19 protein-coding genes are annotated in these 22822 nt (G+C 72.5%); 9 read left to right on the forward strand and 10 right to left on the reverse strand.

Going from position 1 to position 22822, the window contains the following annotated elements; genetic code table 11:
* The first annotated feature begins 44 nt into the window (after positions 1 to 44).
* From JOD46_RS06965 to JOD46_RS06985, 5 genes are all read left to right on the forward strand, one after another.
* Positions 45 to 1337, forward strand: a complete 1293-nt coding sequence (locus tag JOD46_RS06965) for an ABC transporter substrate-binding protein (protein WP_204392806.1) — start codon at positions 45 to 47, stop codon at positions 1335 to 1337.
* 146 nt (positions 1338 to 1483) lie between these two features.
* On the forward strand, positions 1484 to 2491 hold the full coding sequence (locus JOD46_RS06970) for a carbohydrate ABC transporter permease (RefSeq protein WP_204392808.1): 1008 nt from the start codon (positions 1484 to 1486) through the stop codon (positions 2489 to 2491).
* Positions 2488 to 3450: a carbohydrate ABC transporter permease gene (locus tag JOD46_RS06975; protein ID WP_204392810.1), complete on the forward strand. Its 963-nt coding sequence runs from the start codon at positions 2488 to 2490 to the stop codon at positions 3448 to 3450. The genes JOD46_RS06970 and JOD46_RS06975 overlap by 4 nt, the downstream gene beginning before the upstream one ends.
* Positions 3450 to 5594, forward strand: coding sequence for an alpha-xylosidase (gene yicI, locus JOD46_RS06980; RefSeq protein ID WP_204392812.1), 2145 nt, complete (start codon positions 3450 to 3452; stop codon positions 5592 to 5594). The genes JOD46_RS06975 and yicI overlap by 1 nt, the downstream gene beginning before the upstream one ends.
* Before the next feature lie 50 nt (positions 5595 to 5644).
* Complete coding sequence (locus JOD46_RS06985; protein WP_204392814.1) at positions 5645 to 6685, forward strand: LacI family DNA-binding transcriptional regulator; 1041 nt, start codon at positions 5645 to 5647, stop codon at positions 6683 to 6685.
* Positions 6686 to 6703: 18 nt separating this feature from the next.
* Here JOD46_RS06985 and JOD46_RS06990 read toward each other — a convergent pair whose 3' ends face one another.
* From JOD46_RS06990 to JOD46_RS07000, 3 genes are all read right to left on the reverse strand, one after another.
* Positions 6704 to 8092 (reverse strand): NAD(P)-binding protein, encoded by a 1389-nt coding sequence (locus tag JOD46_RS06990; RefSeq protein WP_307834944.1) that lies wholly within the window; start codon positions 8090 to 8092, stop codon positions 6704 to 6706.
* 138 nt (positions 8093 to 8230) lie between these two features.
* Entirely contained in the window at positions 8231 to 8419 is a 189-nt protein-coding gene (locus JOD46_RS06995; protein WP_204392816.1) for a flagellar basal body-associated FliL family protein, read from the reverse strand.
* 88 nt (positions 8420 to 8507) lie between these two features.
* Positions 8508 to 9776, reverse strand: a complete 1269-nt coding sequence (locus JOD46_RS07000) for an MFS transporter (protein ID WP_239563397.1) — start codon at positions 9774 to 9776, stop codon at positions 8508 to 8510.
* Positions 9777 to 9926: 150 nt separating this feature from the next.
* On the opposite strand from JOD46_RS07000, the gene JOD46_RS07005 reads away from it, so the two are divergent.
* Positions 9927 to 10433 (forward strand): MarR family winged helix-turn-helix transcriptional regulator, encoded by a 507-nt coding sequence (locus tag JOD46_RS07005; RefSeq protein ID WP_204392820.1) that lies wholly within the window; start codon positions 9927 to 9929, stop codon positions 10431 to 10433.
* 60 nt (positions 10434 to 10493) lie between these two features.
* On the opposite strand, the gene JOD46_RS07010 is transcribed toward JOD46_RS07005, so the two are convergent.
* The 6 genes from JOD46_RS07010 to JOD46_RS07035 all read right to left on the reverse strand — a co-directional run bounded on the left by JOD46_RS07010 (position 10494) and on the right by JOD46_RS07035 (position 18159).
* Positions 10494 to 10889, reverse strand: a complete 396-nt coding sequence (locus tag JOD46_RS07010) for a RidA family protein (protein WP_204392822.1) — start codon at positions 10887 to 10889, stop codon at positions 10494 to 10496.
* Positions 10890 to 10953: 64 nt separating this feature from the next.
* The gene (locus JOD46_RS07015; protein ID WP_307834945.1) at positions 10954 to 12510 is read right to left on the reverse strand and encodes a glycoside hydrolase family 43 protein; all 1557 of its coding nucleotides are present in this window, start codon (positions 12508 to 12510) and stop codon (positions 10954 to 10956) included.
* 9 nt (positions 12511 to 12519) lie between these two features.
* Positions 12520 to 14946 carry a beta-xylosidase/alpha-l-arabinosidase gene (locus tag JOD46_RS07020; RefSeq protein WP_204392824.1) on the reverse strand — a complete coding sequence of 809 codons (2427 nt, stop codon included), beginning with the start codon at positions 14944 to 14946 and terminating at the stop codon, positions 12520 to 12522.
* Positions 14943 to 15815, reverse strand: a complete 873-nt coding sequence (locus JOD46_RS07025; protein ID WP_204392826.1) for a carbohydrate ABC transporter permease — start codon at positions 15813 to 15815, stop codon at positions 14943 to 14945. The genes JOD46_RS07020 and JOD46_RS07025 overlap by 4 nt, the downstream gene beginning before the upstream one ends.
* Entirely contained in the window at positions 15812 to 16849 is a 1038-nt protein-coding gene (locus JOD46_RS07030; RefSeq protein WP_204392828.1) for a carbohydrate ABC transporter permease, read from the reverse strand. The genes JOD46_RS07025 and JOD46_RS07030 overlap by 4 nt, the downstream gene beginning before the upstream one ends.
* A gap of 14 nt (positions 16850 to 16863) precedes the next feature.
* Positions 16864 to 18159, reverse strand: coding sequence for an extracellular solute-binding protein (locus JOD46_RS07035; RefSeq protein WP_372432199.1), 1296 nt, complete (start codon positions 18157 to 18159; stop codon positions 16864 to 16866).
* 143 nt (positions 18160 to 18302) lie between these two features.
* On the opposite strand from JOD46_RS07035, the gene JOD46_RS07040 reads away from it, so the two are divergent.
* The 3 genes from JOD46_RS07040 to JOD46_RS07050 all read left to right on the forward strand — a co-directional run bounded on the left by JOD46_RS07040 (position 18303) and on the right by JOD46_RS07050 (position 21987).
* Positions 18303 to 19487 (forward strand): ROK family protein, encoded by a 1185-nt coding sequence (locus JOD46_RS07040; protein WP_204392832.1) that lies wholly within the window; start codon positions 18303 to 18305, stop codon positions 19485 to 19487.
* A 203-nt stretch (positions 19488 to 19690) separates the two neighbouring features.
* On the forward strand, positions 19691 to 20962 hold the full coding sequence (locus JOD46_RS07045) for a multidrug effflux MFS transporter (RefSeq protein WP_204392834.1): 1272 nt from the start codon (positions 19691 to 19693) through the stop codon (positions 20960 to 20962).
* A gap of 194 nt (positions 20963 to 21156) precedes the next feature.
* The gene (locus JOD46_RS07050) at positions 21157 to 21987 is read left to right on the forward strand and encodes a phosphatase PAP2 family protein (RefSeq protein ID WP_239562623.1); all 831 of its coding nucleotides are present in this window, start codon (positions 21157 to 21159) and stop codon (positions 21985 to 21987) included.
* On the opposite strand, the gene xdhC is transcribed toward JOD46_RS07050, so the two are convergent.
* Complete coding sequence (xdhC, locus tag JOD46_RS07055; protein WP_204392836.1) at positions 21984 to 22817, reverse strand: xanthine dehydrogenase accessory protein XdhC; 834 nt, start codon at positions 22815 to 22817, stop codon at positions 21984 to 21986. The genes JOD46_RS07050 and xdhC overlap by 4 nt on opposite strands.
* Positions 22818 to 22822 lie beyond the last annotated feature (5 nt).

Raw genomic sequence — 22822 nt, forward strand, 5'->3', positions numbered from 1 at the left:
ACCAACCGCACCCCCCCCGCACCACCCCACACCAGGAGGTAGCAATGAAGCACACCAGAACCCTCGCCACGGCCGCGTCGCTCGCGGCGGCGGCGATCATCCTGAGCGGCTGCTCGGCCGGCGACTCGGGAGGCGACGACGACGTCCTGCGCCTCTGGCACTACGAGGGCGCCGACTCGGCCATGGGCGTCGCCTGGGACCAGGCCATCAAGACCTTCGAGGAGGAGACCGGCGCGACGGTCGAGTTCGAGGAGAAGAGCTTCGAGCAGATCCGCTCGACGGCCAGCCAGGTGCTCAACTCCGACGAGGCGCCCGACATCCTCGAGTACAACAAGGGCAACGCGACGGCGGGCCTGCTCTCGAGCGAGGGCCTGCTCACGCCGCTCGACGACGTCGTCGACGAGTACGGCTGGGCGGACCAGCTCGCGCCATCGCTGCAGACCACCGCGAAGTACGACGAGAACGGCATCATGGGCTCGGGCAGCTGGTACGGCGTGCCCAACTACGGCGAGTTCGTGCAGGTCTACTACAACAAGGACGCGTTCGCCGCGGCCGGCGTCGAGGTGCCGACCACGCTCGCCGAGTTCGAGGAGGTCATGCAGACCTTCGCCGACCAGGGCACGACGCCGCTCGCCGAGTCGGCCGCCGAGTACCCGCTCGGCCAGCTCTGGTACCAGCTCGCGCTCACCGAGGCCGACCGGCAGTTCGTGAACGACTACCAGCTGTACGAGAACCCGGTCGACTGGTCGGGCGACGAGATCTCGTTCGCGACCGACACGATCAAGGACTGGACCGACAAGGGCTACATCTCGACGGATGCCTCGGGCCTCAAGGCCGAGGACGCCGGCGTGAGCTTCATCAGCGGCGACGCCCCGATCTTCTACTCGGGCAGCTGGTGGTACGGCCGCTTCCAGAGCGAGATCACCGACTTCGAGTGGGGCACGTTCCTCTTCCCCGAAACCGAGCTCTCGCCGGGCTCCGCGGGCAACATGTGGGTCGTGCCCGAGCGCGCGAAGAACAAGGAGCTCGCGTACCAGTTCATCGACATCACGATGCGCCCCGAGATCCAGGCGCTCATCGGCAACAACGGCGGCGTGCCCGTCGCGGCCGACGAGGCCGACATCACCGACGAGAAGTCGAAGGAGCTCATCGCGAACTTCAACGCGCTGAACGAGAAGGACGGCATCTCGTTCTACCCCGACTGGCCCACGCCGACGTTCTACGACGAGCTCAACGCGGGCCTGCAGGAGCTCGTGAACGGCACGAAGTCGCCGGCCGAGGTGCAGGAACAGCTCGGCGAGCAGTACCAGTCGGGCGTCGACGACATCGTCGGCTGACCCGCTGACCGGCCCGGATGCCGCGGCGAGTGCGTGCGCCGCGGCATCCGCCCCTCGGGGCGTCGTCGTCCACCGCGACCCGACGTCCCGCTCCATCGCCCGACCACCGACCCCGCCGACCCGGACGGACCACCGGAAGGACCACCATGTCAGCCCTCGACACCAGGGCCGCGACGACGATCGAGGCCGCGGATGCCGCATCCGCCCGCCGCGCGTCGCGCCGTCGCCCGCGCGGGCCCGAGGAGGGCCTGATCCCCGGCGCCCGACGCAGCACCTATTGGCTCTACCTCGCACCCGGACTCGCGCTCCTCGCGATCATCGTCGTGGTGCCGCTCGTCTGGAACGTCTACCTCACGTTCACGGAGTACCGCGGCATCCGCCCGCCGCAGTGGATCGGCCTCGAGAACTGGGTCGAGCTCATGGGCGACGAGGTGTTCTGGACGAGCTTCGGCAACTCCATCGCCATGATCCTCGCGATGGTGATCGTGCCGACCCTCCTCGGCCTGCTGCTCGCCGCGATGCTCTTCGACCTCATCGGCCGCAAGTTCGGCGGCAAGCTGGCGAGCTTCCTGCGCGCGACGTACTACCTGCCGCAGATCCTGCCGGCGGTGATCGCGGCGATCGTGATCGGCTGGATCCTGCGGCCCAAGAACGGCGCGCTGAACCAGGTGCTCGAGGCGGTCGGGCTCGGCCACCTCGCCCACAACTGGCTCGGCAGCCCCGACACCGCGCTCGCCAGCATCATGGTGATCATGGTCTGGGTGCAGCTCGGCTACCCGATCGTGATCTTCATGGCCGCGTTGCAGCGCGTCGACCCCGAGCTGTACGAGGCCGCCGAGCTCGACGGCGCGAACTGGTTCCAGCGCTTCCGGGCGATCACGCTCGGCATGATCCGCCCCGAGATCTTCGTCGTCACCCTCACGTGCACGATCGCGGCGCTCAAGGTCTTCGGCCCGGTCTACGCGCTCACGGGCGGCGGACCCGGCACCGCGACCATCGTGCCCGCCTACTACGCATACAGCGAGTTCTTCCAGTCGCAGCAGGTCGGCTACGGCGCGACCATCGCGACCGCGCTGACCGTGGTGATCGCCGCGGTGAGCGTGCTGTTCATCCTCGCCCAGCACCGCATGGAGAAGAAGGAGGCGGGGCGATGACCGCCATCGTCGAAGAGCTCGACCCCGAGCGGCGCGACATCGAGCTGCCGACGGATGACGCGCCCGCGCGTCGCGCGCGCCGCGACCTCCGCGGCACCGGCCGCGCGCGGCGTTCCCGCCGCCCCGGCGGCCCGGCCCGCCGCACCGCGGGCGACTGGCTCGTGCTGCTCGTCGCGATCGCGCTGGGCTTCCTCATCGCCGTGCCGTTCCTGTTGATCCTCGTGAACTCGTTCAAGTCGCCGGCCGACTACAACACCTCCGGTCCGCTGACGCTGCCGACCGAGCTCTACTTCGACGGCATCGTGAAGTTCTGGGAGCGCGTCGACTTCCCCGAGAAGCTGTGGAACAGCGTGTTCATCTCGGGGATGGTCGCGGTGTTCGCGGTGCTCATCTCGATGCTCAACGCCTTCGCGCTCGGCATCGGGCGCGTGAAGGGCCGGCTCTGGATCGTCGTGCTCATCCTGCTCGCGAACATGCTGCCGCAGGAGGTGCTGCTCTACCCGCTGTACTTCATGTTCAAGCAGGTGGGCCTCTACGACAGCCAGTGGGCCGTGATCATCATCTTCACCGTCATCCAGTCCGCCTTCGGCACGTACCTGCTCGCGTCGGTCTACTCGACGTTCCCGAAGGAGCTGCTCGAGGCCGCGTCGCTCGACGGCGCCTCGCGCTGGCAGATCCTCTGGCGCGTGGTCTACCCGATCTCGCGGCCGACGCTCTCGGTGCTGCTCATCTTCTTCTTCATCTGGACGTGGAACGAGTTCCTGATCCCGCTGACGTTCCTCGTGTCGAACTCGACCCAGACGGTCCCCGTGGCGATCACGGTGCTGCAGGGCGATCGGCTGATGGATGTCACGACCACGAGCGCGTCGGCCCTGCTCGGCCTCATCCCCACGCTCGTCTTCTTCCTCATCTTCCAGCGCACCCTCACGAGGGGCATCACGGCAGGAGCGGTCAAGTAATGAAGTTCACCGACGGGTTCTGGCACGCTCGCCCGGGCGTCGAGGCGCTCTACGCGCAGGAGGCGCGCGACCTCGCGGTCCTGGGCGACGAGGGCGGCGACGAGCTGGTGGTCTGGGCGCCGACCCGCGTCATCGCCGGCCGCGGCGACACGCTGAACCGGCCCATGCTCACGCTGTCGCTCGCGAGCCCGGCCGAGGGCGTGATCCGCGTGCGGGTCGAGCACCACTGCGGCACGCCGCGCGACGTGGGGTTCGAGATCGCGGCGGATGACACGTGGCGCGCGTCGGTCGCGGCCGACGACGAGGGCGGCGTGGTCGACGCGGGCTCCCTGCGGGCGCGCATCCGCCGTGGTGCGCCGTGGGACCTGGTGTTCGAGGATGCCGCGGGCGAGCCGGTCACCTCGAGCGGGCACAAGTCGGTCGGGTACATGAAGCTCGCGTCCGGTGCGCCGGTGGCGGCGGAGCCCGCGGGCGTCACGGGCATCACGACGACCGGGCTCGCCGAGGCATCCGCGTACCTGCACACCCAGCTCTCGCTGGGGGTCGGCGAGCTCGTCTACGGGCTCGGCGAGCGCTTCGGACCGCTCGTGAAGAACGGCCAGACGGTCGACATCTGGAACGCCGACGGCGGCACGTCGAGCGAGCAGTCCTACAAGAACGTGCCGTTCTACCTGACGAACCGCGGCTACGGCGTGCTCGTGAACCACGCCGGGCACGTGTCGTTCGAGGTCGGCTCGGAGGCGGTCGAGCAGGTGCAGTTCTCGGTCGCGGGGGAGTGCCTGGAGTACTTCGTGATCGCCGGGCCGACGCCCGCCGAGGTGCTCGACCGCTACACGCGGCTCACCGGCCGACCGGCGCGCGTGCCCGACTGGTCGTACGGGCTCTGGCTCTCGACGAGCTTCACGACCGACTACGACGAGGCGACGGTGAACGCGTTCATCGACGGCATGGCCGAGCGCGACATCCCGCTCGAAGTGTTCCACTTCGACTGCTTCTGGATGCGCGAGTTCCACTGGACCGACTTCGAGTGGGACCCGGCGGTCTTCCCCGACCCCGAGGGCATGCTCGCGCGCCTGCACGAGCGCGGCCTGCGCGTGAGCGCGTGGCTGAACCCGTACATCGCGCAGCGGTCGCAGCTGTTCCGCGAGGGCGTCGAGCACGGCTACCTCGTGCGCCGAGCGGATGCCTCGGTGTGGCAGTGGGACCTCTGGCAGGCCGGGATGGCGCTCGTGGACTTCACGAACCCCGAGGCGACGCGCTGGTTCCAGGAGCACCTGCGGCGGCTCATCGCGCAGGGCGTCGACGCCATCAAGACCGACTTCGGCGAGCGCATCCCCATCGACGTCGTCTGGCACGACGGCAGCGACCCCGAGGCGATGCACCACCGGTACACCCAGCTGTACAACCGCGCGGTCTTCGAGGTGCTCGAGGCCGAGCGCGGCGCGGGCGAGGCCGTGCTGTTCGCGCGGTCGGCGACCGCCGGCGGCCAGTCGATGCCCGTGCACTGGGGCGGCGACAACTCGTCGTCGTTCACGTCGATGGCCGAGAGCCTGCGCGGCGGGCTCTCGCTCGCGCTCAGCGGCTTCGGGTACTGGAGCCACGACATCGGCGGCTTCGAGGGCGACCCCGACCCCGCGGTGTTCAAGCGCTGGCTCGCGTTCGGGCTGCTCTCGAGCCATTCGCGCCTGCACGGCTCGACGAGCTACCGCGTGCCGTGGGCGTTCGACCGCGGCGACGAGGCGCCGGGGCAGTCGGCCGTCGAGGTGGCGCGCACGTTCGCGAAGCTCAAGGCGTCGCTGCGGCCGTACCTCGTCGCCGCTGGCGAGGAGGCGCACCGCACGGGCACGCCCGTGATGCGGCCGATGCCGCTCGCGTTCCCCGGCGACCCGGCGGCGGCGTACCTCGACCGGCAGTACCTGCTCGGGCCGGACCTGCTCGTCGCGCCGGTGTTCTCGGCGTCGGGCGACGTCGAGTACTACCTGCCCGAGGGTCGCTGGACGAACTGGTTCACGCGCGAGACCGTCGACGGCGGTGCGTGGCGCCGGGAGCGGCACGGCTTCGACACCGTGCCGCTGTGGGTTCGCGGCGGCGCGGTGATCCCGGTGGTCGGCGCAGATGGGTCGGCGAGCGAGATCCGCGGCTGACCGGCGTCGCGGCATCCGATTCCGGAAGTTTCGACGCTAGACTCCGAAACATGTCAACGGATGCCGCGGCCGAGCGCGTCACGCTCGCCGACCTCGCCGACGAGGCGGGCGTGTCCCTCTCGACCATCTCGAAGGTCCTGAACGGCCGGGCGGATGTCGCGGCCGCGACCCGCGCGCGCGTCGAGCACGTGCTCGCCGAACGCGGCTACCGCCGACGGGGCGGCGGGCGCTCCGAATCGCGTGCCGAGCTCATCGAGCTCGTGTTTCACGAGCTCGACCCGATCTGGTCCATGGAGGTCATCGACGGGGTCGAGTCGGTCGCGAAGGAGCACGGGCTCTCCGTCGTGCTCACCGTGAGCGGCACCCGGCACTCGCCCGACCCCGACTGGGTCGAGGGCGTCATGCGCCGCCGTCCGGTCGGCGTGGTGCTCGTGTTCAGCGACCTCGCGCCCGAGTACCGCGAACAGCTGCACGCGCGCGCCATCCCGTTCGTGATCGTCGACCCCGCCGGCGACCCGTCGCCCGACGCGCCATCCGTCGGCTCGGCGAACTGGTCGGGCGGGCTCGCGGCGACCCGGCACCTCATCGAGCTCGGCCACCGCCGCATCGCCGCCATCACCGGCCCGGCCGACATGATGTGCTCGCTCGCGCGCATCGACGGCTACCGGTCGGCGATGAACTCGGCCGGGCTGCCGATCGACGAGTCGTGGATCCGCTTCGGCGACTTCCACGTGTCGGGCGGTCGCGACCGCGCGCGCGAGCTGCTCGACGTGCCCAGCTCCGAGCGGCCGACCGCGATCTTCGCCGGCAGCGACATGCAGGCGCTCGGCGTGCTCGAGGCGGCGCGGGAGCGCGGCATCCGCGTGCCCGAGGAGCTCTCGGTCGTCGGGTACGACGACATCCCGCTCGCGGCCTGGCTCACGCCCAAGCTCACGACGGTGCACCAGCCGCTCCGTCGCATGGGCGAGGAGGCGGCGCGGCTCGCCATCCGCCTCGCCGACTCGCCGCTCGAGCCCGCCGCGCCGACGCCCCGCATGGACCTCGCGACGAGCCTCGTCGTGCGCGAGAGCACGGCGCGGCCGGCCGCCTGAGCGCGTCTCGAAGCCCGGTCAGTCGAGCCCGGCCAGCTCCGCGAGCCGGGCGAGGCCTGGGCCACGATGCGCCTGCAGGCGATCGAGCACGTCGTCGAGGGCCGCGGTGCGCGGAGAGTCCGGCGGGATGCGCGCGGGATTGAGCGCGACCGTGTCGGCCCAGGCGGCGACGTCGGGCGCGGATCCGAAGGCGGCCGCCGACCTGGCGCCGAGGACGGTCATCCGGGCCCACGCCGCTCGCGAATCGCCGTAGGGCGACGGCGGGCAGAGGCGGTTCTTCTCTGCGTCGTCGTCGCGCGTCGCCTCGACGTAGCCGACGAGGGCGGCGCCGAAGCACGGGAATCCCGAGCGGATCGGCTGCAACGTGATGGCGTCCGCTGCCCAGACGGGGACCAGCGGGGGAGTCGGCAGGCCCTCGCCCGCGCAGTGCACCACCAGCGCGTCGTCGGCGACGCGAACGACCGCGCCGTCGACGAATTCGAGGCGACCGAACCGGACGGCCGCGAGGTGGCCGTGGTGGACCACGTTCGGGATGGAGCGCAGGAGGTCGAGCTCCCACGCCGCGAGCGTCGGCGTGCGCGCCATCGTCGGCTCGATCGCGGGATCGATGCGCAGCATGACCCCGGCGTCCTCGAGCCGCAGGAACAGGTCCGCCAGCGAGGACGCCGACTCCGCCGCCTGCATCGTGTCGGCCACCATGCCGAGGAAGACCGCGGGGTCGGGTTGCACCACCGCGCGGTTCAGCATCCAGGGGTCGCGCGGCCGCACCCAGCGGATCGCGCCGGGATCGACCCCGCGGGCCAGGAGCCACACGCAGGCATCCGTGGCGGTCTTCCCCGACCCGACGATGACGTACTCGCTCGGCGGCCGGTCGAGGTGCGCGAGCTCGTTCACCGGCACCACGCGTGCTCCGTCGGCCACGTCGAAGGGCGGCGCCAGCTCAGCCGGGATCCGCGGCGAGAGGTAGTGGGCGTCGACCACGCGGCAGTGCTCGGTGACGGTGAACTCCTCGCCCGACACGCGCGAGACGAAGGTCCGGCCGTCGCCGACCACCTCGCACCCCGGGAAGAACTCGACCCGACCCGACTCGAGCAGGCGGTCGGCGAGGATGCCCTCGTAGTACGCGCAGATCTCGGCACGCGTGGCGCGCTCCTGGAGTCCGGCCTCGGGCCCGCGATGCTGCACCCGGCCGCCGCCGAGCAGCGTCGACGCGACCCCGTAGAACGCCGAGGCCTGGTGCAGGCGCACGAACGGGTACGCCTCGAGCCAGTGGCCGCCCACGCCGTGACGCCGGTCGACCATCGCCACGGTCGCGCCCGGGGCGTGGTCGATCAGCGCGTCGGTGAACGCCATCCCGGTGGCGCCGGCGCCCACGACGAGGTAGTCCGCCCGGACCACGTGAGCCACGTCACCACTGAATCACGACGACCCGCGGAAGTCCACGGATCGATCGGCTCCCCGTCGCCTCCGGCGCGCTCGAACCGGATGGCGCCGGTCTCGAGTCGGACCTCGACGAGGCCCGACCCGGCGGGGACGGTGGCCGGGTCAGATCGCGCCGGTGCCGGCGTTGCGCGCGGCGCCGGAGGCGTGCGCGCGGGCCTGCGCCTCGGCCTGGAGGGCGTCGGCCGAGGCTTCCGACGTGCCCGATCGGTCCGCCCGCCCGCGCAGCGCGAGCACGATGACGAGCCCGGCGATCAGTGCGATCACGACGACGGCTCCGATGATGACGTCCACAGTGACCCCTCTCCCTTTCGGCGAGGCTAGCAGCGGGGCGGCTCGCTCGGCGAGGGCCGGTGCGCCCGACCGGTCCTGCCGATCGGACTCACGCCGCGCCCGGTCCCGAGACCGGGATCGGCCGCGTGAACGGCGGTTCGGGGGCGACCGCGGCGCGCGGCGCGGCGAGCGCGCGGTGCACGCGCCAGGCGGCGAAGACCGCGAGTGCGCTGATCGCGAGGTGCATGAGCAGGAACCCGTCGACGAGACCTGCGCCGAGCAGCACGCCCGCGACGAGCGGGCCGGCCGCCGTGAACGCGGTCTGCAGTGCGGCCATCGCGCCGAGCGTCTGGCCGACGCGTCCCTTCGGGGCGAGCGATGCGGTCAGCGGGTTCAGGACCGGGCTGTAGATCGTCTCGCCCACGGCGAAGATGCCGTAGGTCATCACGAAGATCGCCGACGCGACGCCCGGCGCGAGCTGCGCGGCCGAGAGCCCGAGCCAGGCGATCACCCAGATCGTGCCCACGGCCATGAGCAGCACCGGGGCGCTGCGCTTGGCGGTGACGCGGACGACCACGACCTGGATGGCGACGATGACGAGGCAGTTCACCGCGGCCGCGATCCCGATCGCGGCGGGGTCGACGTCGAGCACGGTGATGCCGTACGCCGGCAGGCCCGACTCGAACTGCGCGTAGAAGCCGAGTGCGAGCGTGATCGTGACGATCGCGGTCCAGCGCAGCGCGGGGTTGCCGAAGATCAGGCGCAGGATGCCGCGCGAGCGCCCCTCGACGGCGGCGATCGCGCCGGTCGGGTCGGCGGCGAACTCGGCCGGGACGATCGCGCCGCGACCGGCGATGGCGATGATGGCGGATGACACGGCGAAGCCCGCGGCGGCCATCAGGAACCCGACGTCGAGCCCGTCGGGCCGGTCGAGGTCGACGAGGAGGCCGGCGATGAACGCGCCCGCGGCCATGCCCAGCGCCTCGCCCGTGAACTTGTAGGCGAACACCTTGCGGCGGTCGCCGGTCGAGGACCACTGCAGCGCGAGCACCTGCTTGGCCGGCGCAGCCGCAGACAGGCCGAGGCCGAACACGAGCATGCCCGCGAGGAAGAGCGCGGGCGTGTCGGCGAAGATGAGCGACGCCGCGCCGGCCGCGCCGATGAGCTGCGTCACGACCGCGACGCGCACCGGCGGGAACCGGTCGCTCAGGCGGCCCGCGATGGGCGCCGCGACGAGCGCACCGACGGAGAAGAGCGAGGACGCCGCGGCGGCGACGATCGCGCCCCACTCGCGCGTGTCGGCCGCGTACGCGTACTGGTACGGCAGCACGCCTCCCCATCCGAGCGAACCGATGCCGGAGGCGATGACGAGCAGCATCGCGCGCACGGGCGGACTCCTTCCAGGTCGAGGGGGATGACGCGATCCCGGGGTCCGACGCAGCCGGCGCGCGGAATCCTCCGAGATTCGGCGTCGAATACTTCGATGTCGAAATCTTAGCAACCGAAACGCCTGTGCGAGAATTCCCGCATGGGGAAGCGGAGGCCGAGCGCGGCCGAGCAGCACCGGCGGGCCGTCGCCGCCTACGTCGCGGCGGGCGGCGAGGAGTCGGTGCAGCGCGTGATCACCGCGATCGGGAGCCTCTCGCGCAAGCTCGACCAGTGGTACGCCCGGCAGCTCGCCGACCTCGGCGTCACGGCGGGGGAGTGGGCCGTCATCGCCGCACTCGCCAAGTCGGACTCGGCGCTCACCCCGAGCCAGCTCGCCGACCTCACCAACGTCGCGCCGTCGTCGATGACGCATCGGCTCGACAAGCTCGCCGAGCGCGGATTCATCGAGCGCACGCCCGACGCCGAGAACCGCACGCGCATCCAGGTCGGCCTCACCCAGGACGGGTGGGAGTTCTTCAGCGTCGCGATCCGCGGATCCGACGTGGTCGAGTCGGACGTGCTGCAGGACCTGAGCGACGGCGACCGGGCCGAGCTCGCACGCCTCCTCGAGGTCGTGATCGCACGGCTCGACGACGTCGACGCGTAGGGGCCGGGACTCCCCGTCGGGACCCGCCGACCGGGCGGACCCCCGTAGGCGCCTCCGGTGCTACCCGACCTCGGCTGGCACCGCGGCGATCGCCTCGATCTCGACGAGCGCGCCCGGTCGCGCCGGTGCGACGGCGAGCACGGTCACGGCGGTGCGCTGCCCGCCCCACACCGAGCCGGTCGCCGCATACGCCTCGCTCGGATCGATGTCGGGCGCGAGATAGATCGTGAGCTTGGCGACGTGCTCGGGGCCGGTGCCGGCCGCGTCGAGCACCGCGAGCACGTTGCGGAGCGCCTGTTCGGTCTGCGGGCCCAGGCCCTCGAGCAGGGTGCCCGAGGCATCCGTGCCGTTCTGGCCGCCGACGTAGAGCGTGGGGCCCGCCGGCGCCAGCATGCCCTGCGCGAAGGCGGGGCTTCGGTGGAGCTGCTCCGGGTCGACCGGTGTCACGAGCGTCATGATTCTCATCCCTTCGGGTCGTGACCATCCTCCCGGGACCCGCCGACACCCGCCCGGCGGCGGCTCAGTCGAGCGGGCGCACCTCGAGCTCGTCGATGCGGATGACGCCGTCGCCGACCGCGAGCGCACCGGCCCAGACGCCGAGGAAACCGCCCGCGGCATCCGGCCCGAGGGCCCAGACCTCCGCCGTGCCGATTGCGATCTCGGGTGCGTCACCCACCCGCGCGGTACCCGTGGCCGTGAACCCGTCGACCTCGATGCGCAGCTCGACGACGCCGCCGTCGCCCGGCGCGGCCGTCTCGATCGCGCGCGTCGCGCCGTCGGCCGACCGCACGGTCGTGACGATCCGCCGCGCGTCCGCGCCGTCCTCCACGAGCAGGGTCAGGTGCGCGGCCTCGGAGTGGCGGAGCATCAGCCCGGCCGCGAACCCGGCGTGGGCGCGCTCGATCGAGAACCGCATCCGCACGAGCGAGCGGAGCCCGGGCAGTCGGGCGCCCAGGAATCCCAGCCCTCCGACGCGGTCGGGCGGGCAGCCGCCGGCGAGGAGCACGGCACCGTCGCCATCGAACTCGACGACCTCCTCGGGCAGCCGGCGCACCGCGTTCCATTCGGGATCGAGCCACTCGGTGCCCGAACCCTGGACAGCCGCCCCGAGCGAGACCCCGTCGGCCGGTGGCGTCGCGATCTCCGGCACGCCCTCGGACTCGACCTCGAGCGCCACGCGCCCGACGCCGGGCGCGAAGACCGGTCGCCCGTCCTCCCACTCGACCGGCACGAGGCAGGTCTGGCGGGCGAGGAGGCTCCGGCGACCCTCGACCAGACGCGTGGCGAGCAGCACCGCCCAGGTGCGGCCGTCGTCGTCGTCGACCAGGTCGGCGTGCCCGACGTCGACGAGCTCGGCGCGCGAGCCGAGATCGCGGTGCGTGAGCCTGGGATTGCCGGGGTCGCCCGCATAGGGCCCGGTGATCTCGTCGGCGTACGCCACGACGATCGCGTGGTCGCGCTCGGTGCCGCCCTCCGCCGCGAGCAGCAGCCAGCGGCCGGCGCGATGGAAGAGGTGCGGGCCCTCGGCCCAGCGTGCACCGAGGAGCGCGCCGCGCCACAGCACGTGCTCGTCGCCGATCGGCGCCCAGGTCGCGGCATCCAGCTCGCGCAGCCACACCTCGGTCTGCTCGGGCCAGTCGCCGGGGTCGGCGAGCCGCGTGCCGTGCAGCCACACGCGGCCGTCGTGGAACACGAGGGACGGATCGATGCCCTCGATCCCGTCGAACCACACCGGATCGGACCAGGGCCCGGCCGGATCGGACGCCGTCACGAGGAAATGCCCGCGGCGCCCGTTCCCGCCGACGACCGTGCACACGACGTGGAGGCGTCCGCCGTGCGCGCGGACGGTCGGCGCGAAGAGCCCGCCCGATGCGGGCACGCTCGAGAGGTCGAGCTGCCCGGGCCGGTGGACGGCGTGCCCCGCGAGCTCCCAGTGCACGAGGTCGCGCGACCGGTGCACCGGGAGCCCGGGCAGCATCTCGAAGGTGCTCGTGACGAGCACGAACTCGTCGCCCCACCGGCAGATGCTCGGGTCGGGGTGGCAACCCGGCAGGATCGGATTGCGATAGCGGCCCACGCGCGAGGCCTACGCGTTCCGGGCGGGAACTGCCGCGGCATCCGGCAGCGGCGCGACGGTCACGTCGGCGTGCAGTCGCCGGGTGTGGTCCACCCGACGCACGCGCCCCGTCAGCCGCAGCGCGTGCGAGAAGACGAGGTCGCCGCTCGAGCGACCGGCGCTCAGCACCAGCTCGCCCGGCTCCACGATGCGATCGCCGTCGCGTCCGGTGAACGCGGCCAGGTCGGCGGGAACCGCGAACGCGACCTCCACCGACTCGCCCGGCGCGAGCGGCACGCGCGCGTACGCGACGAGTCGTTGCACCGGCCGCACCACCGAGGCGACCGGGTCGTGCAGGTAGAGCTGCACGACCTCGACGGCCGCGCGCTCGCCCGCGTTGCGCAGCCGCAGCCGCACGGTCGCCTCGCCGGCGGTGTCGACCACGTCGTCGTCGCCCGCGAACGACTCCCACACGAACTCGCTGTACCCGAGCCCGTGCCCGAACGGGAAGGCCGGGGTCGGGTCGAGGTTCGACACGTCCGACGCCTGCGCGAGCGGGGCCGCGAGGTAGGTCGCGGGCTGCCCGCCGGGCGACGCCGGGATGCCGATCGGCAGCCGGCCGCTCGGGTTCACGCGCCCGCTCAGCACGCCGGCGATCGCGGTCGCGCCCTCCTCGCCCGCGAAGAACGCCTGGACGATCGCGGCGGCCTCGCCGGCGGCCCGGCCGAGCCAGTACGGCCGGCCCGAGAGCATGGTGACGACCGTCGGCGTGCCGCTGTCGAGCACCGCATCGACGAGCGTCGCCTGCGCGCCCGGCAGGTCGAGCGTGGCCACGTCGCAGCCCTCGCCGCTCGTGCCGCGCCCGAACAGCCCGGCCCGGTCGCCGAGCGCGAGCACGACGACGTCGGCGGATGCCGCGGCGCGCGCCGCGGCCGGGATGCCGTCGGTCTCGCCGCCGTCCACGCTCGTGCCCGTCTCGTGCACGACCTCGGCGTCGGAGAACTCGGCGCGGATCGCCTCGAGCAGGGTCGGGATGCGGATGCCCATCGCGACGCCCGGATGCTGCGACACGACGTGCGTCGGGAACGAGTAGCAGCCGAGCATCGCGTAGGGGTCATCGGCGTTCGGGCCGATCACCGCGATGCGCCTCGGCGCCGCGGCTCCGGCGCCGAGCGGCAGGACGCCGTGGTTCGCGACGAGCACGACCGACTCCTCGGCGAGCCGCGCGGCGAGGGCCCGGTTCTCGGGCGGGTCGAGGTCGACGGTGCCGCGCAGGGCCTCCGCGTCGGAGCGCGTCGCGCCGACGAGCGCCTCGGGCACGGGCGACCACTCGGCGTCGAGGAGGCCGAGTTCCGCCTTCTGGCGCAGCACGCGCCCGAGCGCCACGTCGACGAGCGCGACATCCAGCTCGCCCGCCTCGATCGCGCGGCGCAGCGGCTCGCCGAACGCCTTCACCGTCGGCAGCTCGACGTCGATGCCGGCCTCGAGCGCCTGCCCGGCCGCCTCGGCCCACGTGCCGGCGGTGCCGTGCAGCAGCTTGAGGAACGCGACCGCGAAGTAGTCGGCCACGACCGTGCCGTCGAAGCCCCAGGTCTCCCGGAGCAGCTCGGTGAGGATCCGGCGGTCGCCGGCGGTCGGTACGCCATCGAGGTCGGTGTACGCGTTCATGACGCTGCGCGCACCGCCCTCGCGGACGGCCATCTCGAACGGCGGCAGCAGCACGTCGGCGACCTCGCGAGGCCCGGCCGAGACCGGCGCGAGGTTGCGCCCCGCACGCGAGGCCGAGTAGCCGACGAAGTGCTTCAGGGTCGACACGACGCCGGAGGCCTCGAGCCCGCGCACGTACGCGGTGCCCACGGTGGCGACGAGGTACGGGTCCTCGCCGATCGTCTCCTCGACCCGGCCCCAGCGCGGGTCGCGGACGACGTCGAGCACGGGGGCGAGCCCTTGGTGCACGCCGACCGAGCGCATGTCCTCGCCGATGCGGCGCGCCATCCGCTCGACCAGCTCGGGGTCGAACGACGCGCCCCAGGACAGCGGGACCGGGTAGGCGGTCGCGCCCCACGCCGCGAAGCCCGCGAGGCACTCCTCGTGCGCGAGCGCCGGGATGCCGAAGCGGTTCGAGGCCGCGATGCGCTCCTGCGCGCGGGCGAGCGAGAGGGCACCCACGGCGGCGTCGATCGGCGCCGTGCCGAACGGCCGGGTGAGCTGGCCGAGCCCCGCGGGCAGCAGCGCGTCGAGGTCGACGTCGTCGTTCAGGTCGTGCTGGTGCGGGGCGACGTCGCCGCCCTCGTCGGAGGCGCCGACCCAGACGCCGTAGAGCTGCGCGAGCTTCTCGTCGAGCGACATCCGCTCGATCAGGGCCGCGACCCGCTCGGCCACGGGCAGCGACGCGTCGCGCCAGGGCGTGGCGGGCGCGTCATCCGCGGTGCCGGCGATGGCGAGCTGCTCGGTCATCCCTTCACCGCCCCGGTGAGGCCGCCGACGATGCGGCGCTCGAAGATGCTGAAGAAGACCAGCGCCGGGATCATCGACAGCGACGTGAACGCGAGCACCTTGGCGGTGTCGACCGAGTACTGCGACGCGAAGGCCTGGACGCCGAGCGGCAGGGTGAACGACTCCTCGTTGTTCAGGATGAACAGCGGCAGGAGGTAGCTGTTCCAGCTCGCGATGAACGCGAGGATGCCCACCGTGATGACGCCCGGCAGGGCCAGCGGCACCACCATGCGCCAGAAGAAGCCGAGCCGCGACGCGCCGTCGATCGCGGCGGCCTCCTCGATCTCGTCGGGGATGGCGCGCAGGAACGGCACGAGGATGATGATCGTCGTGGGGAGCGCGAACGCGATCTGCGGCAGGATGAGGCCCGTCATCGAGTTCATCAGGCCGAGGTTGCGCACCACGATGTACAGCGGCGTGATCGCGACCGTCATCGGGAACATGAGCCCGGCGGCGAAGATCGCGTAGAGCACCCCGCGCGCCCGGAAGCGGTAGCGCGCGAGCACGTAGCTGGCCATGAGCCCGAGCGCGACGACGCCGATCGTCGTCACCACGGCGGCGATGGTGGAGTTGCCCACCTCGCCCCAGAAGGTCGTGCTGCCGAGCACGCCGAGGTAGTTCTCGGTCACCCACGGCGACGGCATCCCCGACGGGTCGGCCGTGATCTGGGAGTTGGTCCGGAAGCCGCCGATGATGATGTAGAGGATCGGCGCCAGCATCAGGCCGATCACCACGAGGGCGACGAAGTAGATCGCGGGGCTGCCCCACGGCAGCCGGTCGGTGCCGCGGGCTCGGGCGGCTCGCGGGATGGCGATGGACGACGCGGTCATCGATCGCTCCGTTCGGTGAGGGCGCCCGCGGTGTCCCGGCGCAGCACGAAGCGCTGGTAGACGAGGGCGACGACGAGTGAGATGAGGAACAGCACGACCGCCACGGCGCTGCCGTAGCCGTAGTTGCCCGCGTTGCGGCCGTTGGCGACCATGTAGGTCGCCATGGTCGAGGTGCCCGCGGTCGAGGCGATGTACTGGCCCCAGATGATGTAGACGAGGTCGAAGAGCTGCAGCGATCCGATGATCGACAGGAACGCCCAGATGCGCAGGGTCGGGCCCAGGAGCGGCAGCGTGATCCGGCGCTGGATCTGCCAGTAGGACGCGCCGTCGATCTGCGCGGCCTCGGTGAGCTCCTGCGGGATGCCCTGGAGGCCGGCGAGGAACAGGATGACGGCGAAGCCGACGTACTTCCAGGTGATGATGCCGAGCAGGGTCCAGATGGCGAGGTCGGGGTTGGAGAGCCAGTCCTGCGCGAGGGCTCCCAGGCCGACCTTCTCGAGGAGGCCGTTCAGCGCGCCGTTGCTCTGGAGCATGAGGCTCCAGCCGGTGCCCACGACGACCTCGGCGATGACATAGGGCACGAAGATGAGCACCCGGATCGCCGACTGCCCGCGCATGGGGCGGTTGAGCAGCAGCGCGAGCAGCAGCGCGAGCGGCCCCTGCAGGACGAGCGACATCACGACGATCACGAGGTTGTGCCAGAGCGCCTCGTGGAAGGTCGGGTCCTGCACGATCGTGACGTAGTTCTGCAGCCCGATGAAGTCGGTCGGCGGGCCGAAGCCCTTCCAGCGGAAGAAGCCGTAGTACCCCGCCATGACCACGGGGAAGATGACGAAGGCGAGGAAGATCACGAGGGCCGGGCCGACGAGCACGGCGATCTCCATGACCTGGCGCCAGTCGGCCGCCCGGCGCCGCCGGGTCGAGGCCGCCGGCGCGGCGGCTCGGCGAGGGGCCGGGGACGACAGCTCGTCCCCGGCCCGGTCGCCGTTCGCCGGGGCTCGCCCCACGGAAGGGGAGCTGGTGCGAACGCTCATGGTGCGGGAGCCTCTCAGCCCTTCTTGATGGCGTCTTCGACGGCGTCGACGATGCCCTGCGGGTCGCCCTTGCCGGCGAGCAGGTCGACGACGCCGACGTTCAGCGCGTTGCCGACGTTCTGGCCGAGCAGCGTGTCGAGCCACACCGAGACGTAGGGCGCGTCGTTGTAGGAGGCGAGCACCTCCTGCAGCGCGGGGTCGGTCACGACGCCCTGCGCGTCCTTGTTGGCCGGCAGCGTGACGAACGCCTCGGCGTACGCCTCCTGCTGCGCCTTCTGCGAGGCGAACTCGAGGAACTCGGCGCACTCCTTCGGCGCATCGACATAGCAGCTGTAGCCGTCGACGCCGCCCATCATGGCGCCCTCGCCGCCGTCGCCCCCGTCCACGGCCGGGAAGGGGAACCAGCCGAGGTCGGCGAGCGGCTGCTCGTCGGGCGTGAGCGAGGCGATCACGCCCGGATCCCACGCGCCCATGAGCTCCATCGCGGCCTTGTGGTTGGCGACCAGGCCGGCCGAGGACCCGGCGCCCTGCTGGGCCGACGTGGTGAGGAAGCCGTCGTTGAACGGCTCGGTCGCGGCGAACTCCTGGAGGTCCTCGCCGGCGCGCAGGAAGCACTCGTCGGAGAAGCTCGGCTCGGTCGCGAGCTCGGCCATGACGTCCTGCGAGCACTCGCGCAGGGCGAAGAAGTAGTACCAGTGGGCGGCGGGCCAGGCGTCCTTGGCGCCCAGGGCGATGGGCGCGATCCCGCTGGCCTTGAGCTTGTCGACGGCGTCGCCCAGCTCGTCGAACGTGGTGGGCGTCTCGGTGATGCCCGCCTGCTCGAAGAGGTCCTTGCTGTAGTAGATGCCGCCGGGCAGCACCGAGGACGGCACGCCGTAGATCTTGCCGTCGACCGAGAAGGCGGCGAGCGAGCCCTCGCCGAGCGCGGTCTTGGTGTCGTCCGAGAGCGCGTCGGTCAGGTCCTGCGCCTGGCCGGCCTCGACGACGGCGGCGAGCTTGCCGCCGCCGCGGGCCATGAAGATGTCGGGCGCGTCGCCGGAGTTCAGCGCGGTCTGGAGCTTGCCGTCCATGTCCTCGTTCTGCACGGACTGGATCGTGATGTCGACGCCCGGGTGCTCGGCTTCGAACGCCGTGGCCGTCTCCTCCCAGTACGCCTTGCCGGGGCCGGTGGTGGAGTTGTGCCAGAAGGTGAGCTCGACCGAGCCGTCCTCCGAGCCACTGTCTCCCGTGCTGCACCCCGTCACGGTGCCCAGGGCCACGGCGGCCACGGCGCCGAGCGTCACGAGCCGCGTGATGCTGCGTCTGTTCATCATTGAACCTCTCGAAAGTTTCGACGGCAACGTCGAAAGTGATCTGGACGGCTCGAATATACGCGGCGACCGATATGCGGTCAAGCGCAACATATTTGGCGTGCCGCGGCGCGTCGCAGCGCGGCCGTCCCTAGAGTGGACGCGTGGCAGACCGGCTCGGCAGTTTCGACGGCGTGCATCGACGCAATCTCGCGCGCGTGCTCGGCCTCGTGCACCTCGAAGGGCCGCTGTCGCGCGCCCGGCTGACCTCGCTCACGGGGCTCAACCGCTCGACGATCGCCGCGCTCGCGGGCGAGCTCGTCGAGATCGGCCTCGTCGAGGAGCGCGCTCCCGACCCGACCAACCGCGTGGGTCGCCCCTCGCCGGTGGTCGCCCCCGACGTCCGCGTGGTCGCGATCGCCGTGAACCCCGAGGTCGACGCGGTCACGATCGCCGCCGTCGGGCTCAACGGACGGATCGCGGCGCGCGAGCGCATCGAGGTCGACCACCTCGTCACGCCCGAGGAGACCGCGAGGCTCACGGCCGACGCGATCGCGCGCTGGCGCGCGGCGTCGCTCCGCAGCGCCCGGTTCGCCGGCGTCGGGCTCGCCGTGCCGGGACTCGTCCGCGCCTCCGACGGGCTCGTGCGCTTCGCGCCCCACCTCGAGTGGCGCGAGGCGCCGATCCGGGCATTCGTCGAGGAGGCGACCGGGCTGCCCACCGCCGTCGGCAACGATGCGAGCCTCGGCGCGATCGCCGAGCACCTCTTCGGCGCGGGCCGAGGCGTCGACGACCTCGTCTACCTCAACGGCGGCGCGAGCGGCATCGGCGGCGGCCTCATCGTGCACGGCCGCGCGGTCGGCGGCACGAGCGGGTACGCGGGGGAGTTCGGACAGAACCGACCCGGCATCGCGTCGGCCGACGATCGCCGCGCCGCGGGCGGCGTGCTCGAGGACGAGGTCAGTCGCACGCGCCTGCTCGAGGCGGTCGGGCTGCGCGCGGCCGACGAGCCGACGCTCGCCGCCGCCATCCGCTCGGCGCTCGACGGCGCGGATGCCGCGACCGTCGCCGCGGAGCTCGACCGCCAGCGCCGCATCCTCGCCACCGCGCTCGCCAATGCCGTCAACGTGCTGAACCCCTCGCTCGTGATCCTGGGCGGCTTCCTCGCCACGCTCGCCGACCTCGACCCCGAGGCGCTCCGTGCCGCCATGGCCGCCCAGGCCATGCCCGCCGCGGTCGAGGACGTCGAGGTGCGCGTCGCCGCGCTCGGCGAGGACCGCCTGATGATCGGTGCGGCCGAGGCCGCGTTCGCCGGCCTCCTGGCGGATCCGCTCGCCGCGGCCGGCTGACGCCGTCGGGCGCCCGCACTTGCGCGACCGGGGGGTCCGTTCGCTAAGATCGAGGGCAGTCGAATCGATTCGAGGCCACGACGGCCGAGATCGCTCACGGCGGCGCCCCAGCGCGGGCGCCGCTTTTCGTTCGCCCGGCGCCCGACGGCGTGCGCCCGCGGCCCCCACCGCACGTCCGCCTCTCCGCACGCCTCGGGAACACCATGTCAACCGCCTCCATCCCCATCGTCCGACCCGACGACTACAGCGCCCCGCGCCACCCCGGCGACCTGCTCAGCCGGCGCCAGCGCCTCGTCTACGTGCTCGTGCTGGGCGCGCTCACCGCGCTCGGGCCGTTCACGATCGACCTCTACCTGCCCGCGTTCCCCGCGCTCGAGGCCGAGCTCGGCGTCAACGCCGCGGCGATCCAGATCACCCTCACGGGCACCATGATCGGCTTCGGCCTCGGCCAGCTCATCGTCGGTCCGTGGAGCGACAAGGTCGGCCGCCGGCTTCCCCTCATGCTCTCGACCGCGCTGCACATCGCGGCCTCGGTCGCCGCCGCGCTCGCGCCCGACATCGCGTGGCTCGTGGTGTTCCGCCTCCTGCAGGGCTTCGGCGCCGCCGCCGGCGGCGTCGTGGCCATGGCGATGGTCCGCGACCTCTTCGGCGGCAAGCCGCTCGTGCGGATGCTCTCGCGCCTCGCGCTCGTCAATGGCCTCGCGCCCGTGCTCGCGCCGGTCATCGGCTCGCAGCTGCTCCAGGTCATGGACTGGCGCGGCGTCTTCTGGGTGCTCGCCGGCTACGGCATCGTCGTCGTCGTCGCGGTCGCGTTCTTCATCGTCGAGACCCTGCCCGAGTCGCGCCGGCACGTCGCCGGCCACTCGTCGGTCGGCCAGCGGTACCGGGCGCTGTTCCGCGACCGCATCTACCTCGGCGCCGCGCTCATCGGCGGCATGACCTTCACCGGGCTCTTCGCCTACCTCTCGACGTCGTCGTTCCTCTTCCAGCAGGTCTACGACTTCACGCCGCAGCAGTACGGCCTGCTCTTCGCCGTGAACTCGATCGGCGTCGTCGTGGGCGTGCAGGTCTCGTCCCGGCTGATCCGCGGGCCGATCCCGCCGCAGTACGTGCTCGCGGGTACCACCGTCGTGCACCTCGCGATGGCCACCGCGATCATCGTGCTCGACGGCGCCGGCGCGGGCTTCTGGGGCACCGCCATCCCGCTGTGGATCTACATCGCCGCGTGCGGCTTCACGTTCCCGGCCGTCCAGGTGCTCGCGCTCGCCAACCACGGCGCCGAGGCCGGCACCGCCGCGTCGCTGCTCGGCGCGCTGAACTTCGGCCTCGCCGGCGCGATCACGCCGCTCATCGGCGTCTTCGGCGTGGGCAGCGCCGTGCCCATGGCGGCCCTCATGCTCGGAGCCGCCGTGGTCGCGATCATCGGCGTCTGGGCGCTCGTGCGCCCCTCGAGCGTGCCCGCGCTCTCCGACTGAGCGCCCCGCCCCCTGCGGAATGCAGGTGCGGCGTCGTGTCGCGGCGTCGGATGGCGCGTCCGCACCACGACGCGCCGAGCGCGCACCTGCGTTGCGCCCGCCCGGGCGGGCCCACGGCCCCACCGGGAGCCGGAAGCGCGGGCGCGCGGCATCCGTTCTCAGGAGCTTCACGGCGCGGCGGTTAACGTGAGGGGATGAGCGCACCCGGCACCGACGCAGGTCCCCCGGCCACCCCGCCCAGCGAGGGCGGCGCCGCGACCAAGGAGGGCGAGGACCTCCGCCCGGTCGCACGCGAGGCACGCACCGAGTACGTCGGGCGGTTCGTGCCGTTCGCCGCCGGCATCGCGGCCGTCGTGATGGCGGCCGTGCTCGGGCTGGTCATCGTGATGCGCGCGGGCGGCCTGCCGTTCGGCATCGACGAGGAGTGGGCCGAGGAGGTCTTCGAGTTCCGCGGCGGCATCGGCGACGTCGTCGCGTTCGGGATGGACCGGCTGGGCGGCGGCATCATGGGCGTCTTCGTCGTGCCGATCGTCACCGCGGCGATCCTGCTCGTCGTGCGACGGCCGTGGGCCGCGCTCTACTTCATCGTCGCGTCGGCGGCGAGCGCCGGGATGGTGCAGGTGCTGAAGAACCTCTTCGGCCGCGCCCGCCCCGAGGACATCCTCGTGATCGCCGACTACGGCTCGTTCCCGTCGGGGCACGTGGCGAACGCCGCGACCATCGCGGTGGCGATCGGCATCATCGTGCCCAAGCGCTGGGTGTGGGTCACGGGCGCCGCGTACACGTTCCTCATGGCCGTCAGCCGCACGTACGTCGGCGCGCACTGGATCACGGACACGATCGGCGGCGCGCTCGTCGGCGCGGGCATGGCGCTGCTCGTGTGGACCGTGTTCGCGCGCAAGCTCGAGGACGAGCGCCTCCGCAGGCTCGCCATCGTCTCGGAGCGGAACGCCGCGCTCGCGCAGTCGCACATCACGCCGCCGGCGCGCCCGCGCGAGCGGGATCCGCTGGTCGAGTCGCCCTAGCCGGCAGCCGCCGCGGCCGTCGCCTCGACGAGCTGCAGCGTGCGGGCCGCGACGCTCACCGCGATCGCCGCCGGTTCCTTCGAGCGGATGCCGGCGATGCCGATCGGCGTCGTGATGCGCTCGAGTGCGGCGTCGTCGTGCCCGGCCGAGGCGAGCTGCGTGCGGAACCTCGCCCACTTCGAGCGCGACCCGATGAGCCCGATCGAGGCGATGCCGGGTGTGCGCAGGGCGAGGTCGCAGATCGCGAGGTCCTCGGCGTGGTCGTGCGTCATGACGAGCACGTGCGCGCCCGCGGGCAGGTCGGCGAGGACCGACTCGGGCACGCGCGCGTGGTGCACGCGCACCGTCGCGACGGCATCGGCGCGCGGGCCGGGCGTGCCGCCCACGCCGAGCCGTGCGGGGGCGAGCATCTCCTCGCGCGAGTCGACGAGGTGCAGCTCGAGCGGCTGCCGCGCGAGGATCCGCGCGAGCTCGAGCCCGACGTGGCCGAGCCCGAACACCGCGACGACGGGCACCACCGGCACGGGTTCCAGCAGCATGGTGACCTCTCCTCCGCAGCACTGCACGCCGTACTCGGTCGTGGCCCGGTCGCTCAGCGTCAGGGTGAGCAGCTCGGGTTCGGCGGCCGCCTCGACGAGCATCGTGCGTGCGCGCTCGATCGCCGTGCGCTCGAGGTTGCCGCCGCCGACCGTGCCCGCGACCGCCTCCGACGAGACCACCATCTTCGCGCCGCCGTTGCGCGGCGCGTGCCCGCGGACCATCGCGAGCGTGACGATCACGCCGGGCCGGCGCTCGGCACGCAGCCGCTGCACGGCGTCGACCCAGTCCATGCGCG

This window comes from Agromyces aurantiacus, assembly GCF_016907355.1.
GTDB lineage: Bacteria > Actinomycetota > Actinomycetes > Actinomycetales > Microbacteriaceae > Agromyces > Agromyces aurantiacus.

Coding starts and splice junctions, on each gene's coding strand:
- JOD46_RS06965 (WP_204392806.1), top strand. CDS start 45: ATGAAGCACACCAGAACCCTCGCCACGGCCGCGTCGCTCGCGGCGGCG.
- JOD46_RS06970 (WP_204392808.1), top strand. CDS start 1,484: ATGTCAGCCCTCGACACCAGGGCCGCGACGACGATCGAGGCCGCGGAT.
- JOD46_RS06975 (WP_204392810.1), top strand. CDS start 2,488: ATGACCGCCATCGTCGAAGAGCTCGACCCCGAGCGGCGCGACATCGAG.
- yicI (WP_204392812.1), top strand. CDS start 3,450: ATGAAGTTCACCGACGGGTTCTGGCACGCTCGCCCGGGCGTCGAGGCG.
- JOD46_RS06985 (WP_204392814.1), top strand. CDS start 5,645: ATGTCAACGGATGCCGCGGCCGAGCGCGTCACGCTCGCCGACCTCGCC.
- JOD46_RS07000 (WP_239563397.1), bottom strand. CDS start 9,776: ATGCTGCTCGTCATCGCCTCCGGCATCGGTTCGCTCGGATGGGGAGGC.
- JOD46_RS07005 (WP_204392820.1), top strand. CDS start 9,927: ATGGGGAAGCGGAGGCCGAGCGCGGCCGAGCAGCACCGGCGGGCCGTC.
- JOD46_RS07010 (WP_204392822.1), bottom strand. CDS start 10,889: ATGACGCTCGTGACACCGGTCGACCCGGAGCAGCTCCACCGAAGCCCC.
- JOD46_RS07020 (WP_204392824.1), bottom strand. CDS start 14,946: ATGACCGAGCAGCTCGCCATCGCCGGCACCGCGGATGACGCGCCCGCC.
- JOD46_RS07025 (WP_204392826.1), bottom strand. CDS start 15,815: ATGACCGCGTCGTCCATCGCCATCCCGCGAGCCGCCCGAGCCCGCGGC.
- JOD46_RS07030 (WP_204392828.1), bottom strand. CDS start 16,849: ATGAGCGTTCGCACCAGCTCCCCTTCCGTGGGGCGAGCCCCGGCGAAC.
- JOD46_RS07035 (WP_372432199.1), bottom strand. CDS start 18,159: ATGAACAGACGCAGCATCACGCGGCTCGTGACGCTCGGCGCCGTGGCC.
- JOD46_RS07045 (WP_204392834.1), top strand. CDS start 19,691: ATGTCAACCGCCTCCATCCCCATCGTCCGACCCGACGACTACAGCGCC.
- JOD46_RS07050 (WP_239562623.1), top strand. CDS start 21,157: ATGAGCGCACCCGGCACCGACGCAGGTCCCCCGGCCACCCCGCCCAGC.
- xdhC (WP_204392836.1), bottom strand. CDS start 22,817: ATGGACTGGGTCGACGCCGTGCAGCGGCTGCGTGCCGAGCGCCGGCCC.